Below are 6,608 nucleotides of genomic sequence, written 5' to 3' on the forward strand. Positions count from 1 at the left end.
TAGCTAGTTTGAACTCTCTATAAATATTAAATCATAATAAAAACTCCTTTCATCTCAATGACAAAAGGAGTGCTACTTACTTCTTATAAATTCTGATTTTAATTTCATAATAATCATCGTGATCTCTATCTTTTTGTTCAACGTGTAAGCCCGATTGTTGAATTGCTTCGATACTTTTACCTACTTCATCTCTTGCTTGCGTTACATCTTGTGAGAATTGGAATGACTGTGCTTTAATCTTTTCAGGTCCTGTCTTTTGACGTACTTTATCTTCTGTTTGCTTCACATTAAGCTTTTGAGCTATGACCTGTTCAATTAATGCTTCTTGATCTTCTTCGGATAATACGAGTACAGCACGTGCATGTCGTTCAGTTATTTTACCTTCTCTTAATCTTGTAATGACTTTAGGTGCTAATTTTAGTAAGCGTAGCTTATTAGCAATGAAGCTTTGGCTTTTACCTAAACTTTTCGCTAATTCACTCTGTGTTACATCACCAAGTTCAAGTAGCTTTTTATATGCTTCCGCTTCTTCGACTACGGATAAGTTTTCACGTTGAATATTTTCAATTAATGCAACCACTGCAGTTTCTTCATCATCCATATCTCGGATAATGACATCTGCTTGAGACATATTTAAAGATTGCATTGCTCTAAATCTGCGTTCACCTGCAATAATTTCGAACATATCTTCTTCAATAGGTCTAACTACAATCGGTTGTAATAATCCATGTTCTTTAATTGATTCTGCAAGTTCATGTATTTTACTTGGTTCAAATACTTGTCTAGGTTGATAACGATTAGGTACGATACGTTCAATATGAATGGACTCAACATTATTATTTCGGTCTTCTTCAATAGAACCCATGATGTCATCTTTGTTTTTTAAACCAAATAATTTTGAAAAAGGTTTCTTCATAATCCATTCGCTCCCTCTCATTCATTTCTATATCATCATATCTTACTTTTCAAGTAAAGGAGATTTATTGGGTGTACCTGGTTTTCTTGGGTATTTCTTAGATGTTTGGCGTCGTTTATCAATGACAATCATTTGTCTTTCTCCCGCTTCTTCTGGCAATTCAAAGTTAAAGGTTTCTTTAACATTGCCACCTAATACATTAATTGCAAATTGAGCTTCGTCTAATTCTTCTTCACCTTTAGATGATTTTAAAGCTATGAATTGACCACCTTTTTTAGCTAAAGGTAGACACAATTCACTTAATACAGTTAGACGCGCAACAGCGCGGGCAGTAACGATATCGTAAGACTCCCTGTAGTCTCCCTTACCAAAGGTTTCTGCACGATCATGCACAAAACTCACATCTTGGAGACCTAAAGCGTCTGCTAAATGATTTAAAAATTGGATACGCTTATTTAATGAATCGACTATTGTCACTTTCAACTCAGGGAAGATGATTTTCAATGGAATACTTGGGAAACCTGCACCTGCACCCACATCACATATTGATAATGAATCCTTAAAGTCATAATAGAAACTTGGTGTGATTGAATCATAAAAATGCTTTAAATACACTTCATGTTCATCTGTAATACTTGTCAAATTCATCTTTTCATTCCATTCAACAAGTAGCTGATAATAAGTTTGAAATTGCTCCTTTTGAGTGTTCGATAATTCGATGTTGTGTTCTTTTAATTTCTCAGATAGCCATTCTATACTCATTATTGATTCACCCTTTGAAGTTTTCCTTGTTCTAAATATACAAGTAAAATTGAAATATCAGCTGGGTTAACGCCAGAAATTCTTGAAGCTTGCGCAATATTGAGTGGCTTAACTTCAGCTAGTTTTTCTCTAGCTTCTGAAGCTAAACTATCAACTTTACTATAGTCTAAGTCTTCAGGAATTTTCTTTTGTTCCATACGTTTTACTTTTTCAACTTGTTGTAATGATTTATTGATATAACCTTCATATTTTGTTTGAATTTCAACTTGTTCTTCAACTTCTGAAGGTAATTGATGATCTTCTTCCAAGATTTCTAATATCGTATCATATGTCATTTCAGGTCTACGTAATAAATCGATAGCTAATATACCATCTTTAAGTTTAGAACCACCATTTGCTTCGATCACTGATTGCGTATGGTCATTTGGTTTGATACGGATATCTGTTAATCTTTGAATTTCATCTTTTATTTGTTGACGCTTATGATTAAACTGCGCATAACGTTCATCTGAAATTAAACCTAGCTCATGTCCTAAATCTGTAAGACGTAAGTCAGCATTATCATGACGTAATAATAAACGGTATTCTGCACGTGATGTTAATAAACGATATGGTTCATTTGTACCTTTTGTCACTAAATCATCGATTAGTACACCAATATATGCATCGGAACGACTTAAGATTTTCTCTTCTTTACCTAATACTTTACCTGCTGCATTAATACCAGCCATAATTCCTTGTCCAGCCGCTTCTTCATAACCTGATGTGCCGTTAATTTGGCCAGCAGTATATAAATTCTTAATCATTTTTGTTTCTAGCGTCGGCCATAATTGAGTTGGAACAATTGCATCATATTCAATGGCATAACCTGCACGCATCATATCTGCTTTTTCTAACCCAGGTATCGTCTCTAACATTTGTCTTTGAACGTGTTCAGGTAGACTTGTTGATAATCCTTGTACGTATACTTCATTAGTATTACGTCCCTCTGGTTCTAAGAATAATTGATGGCGTGGTTTATCATTGAAACGTACAAATTTGTCTTCGATTGATGGACAATATCTTGGACCTGTACCTTTTATCATTCCAGAGTACATTGCAGATAAATGTAAGTTGTCGTCAATCACTTGATGTGTTTTATCATTAGTATAAGTTAACCAACATGGTAACTGGTCTAAAATATACTCTGTCGTTTCATAACTGAAAGCACGTCCTACATCATCACCAGGTTGGATCTCAGTTTTTGAGTAATCGATTGTTTTAGAGTTAACACGTGGTGGTGTTCCCGTTTTAAAACGTACAACCTCGAAACCTAATCCTCTTAAATTATCTGCTAATGTGACAGATGGTAATTGGTGATTTGGACCACTTGAGTACTTCATGTTACCTAAGATGATTTCACCACGTAAAAATGTACCAGTCGTAATAACCACTGCTTTAGAGCGATACTCTGTACCGATATTTGTACGTACACCTTTAACTTCGTCATCTTCAATAATTAATTCATCTACCATACCTTGCATGATATCTAAGTTATCTTCATCCTCGATAACATTCTTCATCTCTTGTTGGTATAGCACTTTATCAGCTTGTGCACGTAATGCTCTAACAGCTGGTCCTTTACCTGTATTTAACATACGCATTTGGATATGCGTTTTATCTATTGTCTTAGCCATTTGGCCACCTAATGCATCAATTTCACGTACAACAATCCCTTTAGCCGGGCCACCTACTGATGGATTACATGGCATAAAGGCAATATTATCTAAATTGATTGTTAACATTAATGTTTTAGCGCCACGTCTTGCTGATGCTAAACCTGCTTCTATTCCAGCATGGCCTGCACCAATTACAATTACATCATATTCTTGAACCAATTGTTGAACCTCCTTATTAAACATTCATCTATTTGTCTGAGAAATATACCCCTACTGGATGAACTTCCCTATTTATATTCGCTATTTACCTAAACAGAATTGACTAAATAACTGATCAATTAATTCATCACTTGCAGATTCGCCAATAATTTCACCTAAAATCTCCCAAGTGCGTGTTAAATCGATTTGTACCATATCCATTGGTATACCTGATTCGGCTGCATCAATCGCATCTTGGATTGATTGTCTTGCTTGTTTAAGTAATGAAATATGGCGTGAGTTAGATACATAAGTCATGTCTTGGTTTTGAACATCTCCACCAAAGAATAAATCTCTGATTTGTATTTCTAATTCATCAATACCTTCTTGTTTTAGCATAGAAGTTTGGATTAATGGTGTGTCACCAATCATTGCTTTGACTTCATTAATATCTAGATGTGTTTCTAAATCTGTTTTATTGATAATTACAATAACATCTTCATTTTTAACAACATCATATAACGTTTGGTCATCTTCCGTTAGTGCTTCATTATTATTCAATACAAATAAGATTAAGTCAGCTTGACTTAGTGCTTTACGTGAACGTTCGACACCAATTTTCTCTACTATGTCTTCAGTATCTCGAATACCTGCTGTATCTACTAAACGAAGTGGTACACCTCTGACATTAACATATTCTTCTAATACATCTCTTGTAGTACCAGCTACTTCCGTCACAATCGCTTTATTATCTTGAATAAGGTTATTTAGCATTGAAGACTTACCTACGTTTGGTCGGCCTACAATAACAGTGGAGAGACCTTCTCTCATTATTTTACCCTGTGCACCTGTTTCTAATAGTTGATTAATTTCTTGTTTAATATTTTTAGATTGTTGTAATAAGAACTCTGTCGTCGCATCCTCTACATCGTCATACTCTGGATAATCGATATTTACCTCAACCTGAGCAAGTATCTCCAATATTGACTGACGTTGACGTTTAATTAAATCACTTAAACGCCCCTCTATTTGATTCATCGCTACTTTTGAAGCACGATCTGTCTTAGAACGAATAAAGTCCATTACTGCTTCTGCTTGAGATAAATCAATTCTTCCATTTAAGAATGCACGTTTTGTATATTCACCTGGTTCAGCCATTCGAGCGCCATGCGTCATTGTTAATTCTAATATGCGATTAATAGTTAAAATACCGCCATGACAATTGATTTCAATGATATCTTCTCTAGTAAATGTTTTAGGTGCTCTTAAGACGGAAATCATGACCTCTTCAACTGTCTCATTTGTTTCTGGGTCAATAATATGACCGTAATTTATTGTATGTGAATCAACTTCTGCTAATGGTTTCTTACCTTTATATAGTTTATCTCCAATTTCAACTGCTTGTGGACCAGAAAGTCTCACAATACCAATCGCACCTTCGCCCATTGGCGTTGAAATACTAGTAATTGTATCAAAGTCCATTGTTAGGCTGGCCTCCTTATTCAAGTAAATTTTCAATACTATATTGTAAATTGTTTCATTTCAAAAAGCTATTATATTGTTCGGAATGTTCGGGTTAGACTTCGGGTTGTCTTAGGTTAGACTTACGTTAGTCTAAAATCTATCTCCCCTACCCTATTGAATTTTCTTATTAAATACTTTAGCTATTTTAAGTACATGCTCTAAACTACCTTGAATTTCTAAAGTGGACATAGATTTAGCTGGTTGTCTTGCAATAACGATAATATCTTTCGTTATAATATCTTGTTTATGCACTTTAAAGTTTTCTCTTATCGCTCTTTTAATTTTATTTCTAGTAACAGCGTTACCTAATTTTTTCGAAACGCTAATCCCTAAGCGAAAATGTTCTTGTTCTTTATTATCATAGGTATATACTACGAATTGTCTATTTGCGACAGACTTTCCTCTTTTATATATTTTTTGAAAATCTGCATTTTTTTTTATACGGTACGCTTTTTCCACCAAACATCACTCGCTTATCAAATTCTCTTACCTTAGTATTATAAACCATCTAAATTTTAACCAAAAATAAACCAGCATTTATATTGAAAACGCTGATTTCAGTCAAAAGTTCTTATCTATCATCTATCAATTAACCCAATCAACAATACGTTTGATCGTTAATGTTTGAATAAAATTACTGTATTCAAAACGAAAAAAAAGACCACTGATGAGTCAGTGATCTTATGCAGATAAAACTTTACGGCCTTTACGACGACGGCGCGCTAAGACTTTACGGCCATTTTTAGTGCTCATGCGTTTTCTGAAACCATGAACTTTACTATGTTTACGTTTATTTGGTTGATAAGTACGTTTTACCATGTAAAAACACCTCCATCTTTATTAAGTTATCTAACATCTCCAGGATCAAAGCCCTGTTAAATTTATAGATAGATAATTGTTAAAGTGTGTAACTATTAATATAATAGCAACAAACTTATACATAAGAGATTCCTCTTATTAACTGACTGCTATAAGAAATTCTTTGTTTAATATACTTATTATCTAGTCATATTTCAAACAACTACTACAATATAACAAATTACTACTTATAAAGCAAGCTCATTTTAAATTGATTCTTCCATATTACTATCAAACCAACCATCCCCATTTTACCTATCGTTATATTATATATTCATTTTTTCATACAGCTTTATAAATTATTTCCCAAACTGTTATACTCCCCGTTTTTAAACGATTATGAATATTGTGCAAAGTTATCCACTTATCAACAAAGAATCTTATTTAATTTGTGGACAATTACGTTGATATTCACAAGTTTTCACATCTTTTACGAACATATTCACAGTCATTTGACATCTATATTACTGAAAAAGTATAATTGTGTGGATAAGTCGTTTAATCATTGATTTTATAAGGATTTATTTATTAGATTTATATACAAATTAGCTGTGCATAAATCATAGTGTGCTTTAAATTATCCACTGTCTGTGATTAACTTGTGGATAATTATTAACATGCTGTGATTATTTTTATCCACGGGTGTTATTTTTGTGTATAACTAAAAAATTTTGAGAAAGATGGAGTTATTT

The 6,608-nt window shown here is 33.4% G+C and carries 6 protein-coding genes; all 6 read right to left on the minus strand.

Features of this window, described 5'->3' with window-relative positions:
• Nucleotides 1-76: 76 nt before the first annotated feature.
• Entirely contained in the window at nt 77-916 is an 840-nt protein-coding gene (gene noc, locus JX000_RS11775; RefSeq protein ID WP_002451543.1) for a nucleoid occlusion protein, read from the minus strand.
• A 42-nt stretch (nt 917-958) separates the two neighbouring features.
• Nucleotides 959-1,678 carry a 16S rRNA (guanine(527)-N(7))-methyltransferase RsmG gene (rsmG, locus tag JX000_RS11780; RefSeq protein ID WP_124228183.1) on the minus strand — a complete coding sequence of 240 codons (720 nt, stop codon included), beginning with the start codon at nt 1,676-1,678 and terminating at the stop codon, nt 959-961.
• Nucleotides 1,678-3,555, minus strand: coding sequence for a tRNA uridine-5-carboxymethylaminomethyl(34) synthesis enzyme MnmG (gene mnmG / locus JX000_RS11785; protein WP_015365426.1), 1,878 nt, complete (start codon nt 3,553-3,555; stop codon nt 1,678-1,680). Before mnmG ends, rsmG begins: the two co-directional genes overlap by 1 nt.
• A gap of 81 nt (nt 3,556-3,636) precedes the next feature.
• Nucleotides 3,637-5,016, minus strand: a complete 1,380-nt coding sequence (gene mnmE / locus JX000_RS11790) for a tRNA uridine-5-carboxymethylaminomethyl(34) synthesis GTPase MnmE (protein ID WP_145506189.1) — start codon at nt 5,014-5,016, stop codon at nt 3,637-3,639.
• Between the two features lie 153 nt (nt 5,017-5,169).
• A complete protein-coding gene (rnpA, locus tag JX000_RS11795) occupies nt 5,170-5,517 on the minus strand; it encodes a ribonuclease P protein component (RefSeq protein ID WP_002451547.1) in 348 nt (115 codons plus the stop codon).
• A gap of 222 nt (nt 5,518-5,739) precedes the next feature.
• Nucleotides 5,740-5,877, minus strand: coding sequence for a 50S ribosomal protein L34 (gene rpmH / locus JX000_RS11800; RefSeq protein ID WP_000240855.1), 138 nt, complete (start codon nt 5,875-5,877; stop codon nt 5,740-5,742).
• Nucleotides 5,878-6,608: the final 731 nt, after the last annotated feature.

This window comes from Staphylococcus sp. SB1-57 (assembly GCF_017086425.1).
In the GTDB taxonomy this organism is placed as follows: Bacteria; Bacillota; Bacilli; order Staphylococcales; family Staphylococcaceae; genus Staphylococcus; species Staphylococcus warneri_A.

Excerpts from the sequence above, each read along its gene's own strand:
- noc (WP_002451543.1), bottom strand. The coding sequence starts at position 916 with ATGAAGAAACCTTTTTCAAAATTATTTGGTTTAAAAAACAAAGATGAC.
- mnmE (WP_145506189.1), bottom strand. The coding sequence starts at position 5,016 with ATGGACTTTGATACAATTACTAGTATTTCAACGCCAATGGGCGAAGGT.
- rpmH (WP_000240855.1), bottom strand. The coding sequence starts at position 5,877 with ATGGTAAAACGTACTTATCAACCAAATAAACGTAAACATAGTAAAGTT.
- rsmG (WP_124228183.1), bottom strand. The coding sequence starts at position 1,678 with ATGAGTATAGAATGGCTATCTGAGAAATTAAAAGAACACAACATCGAA.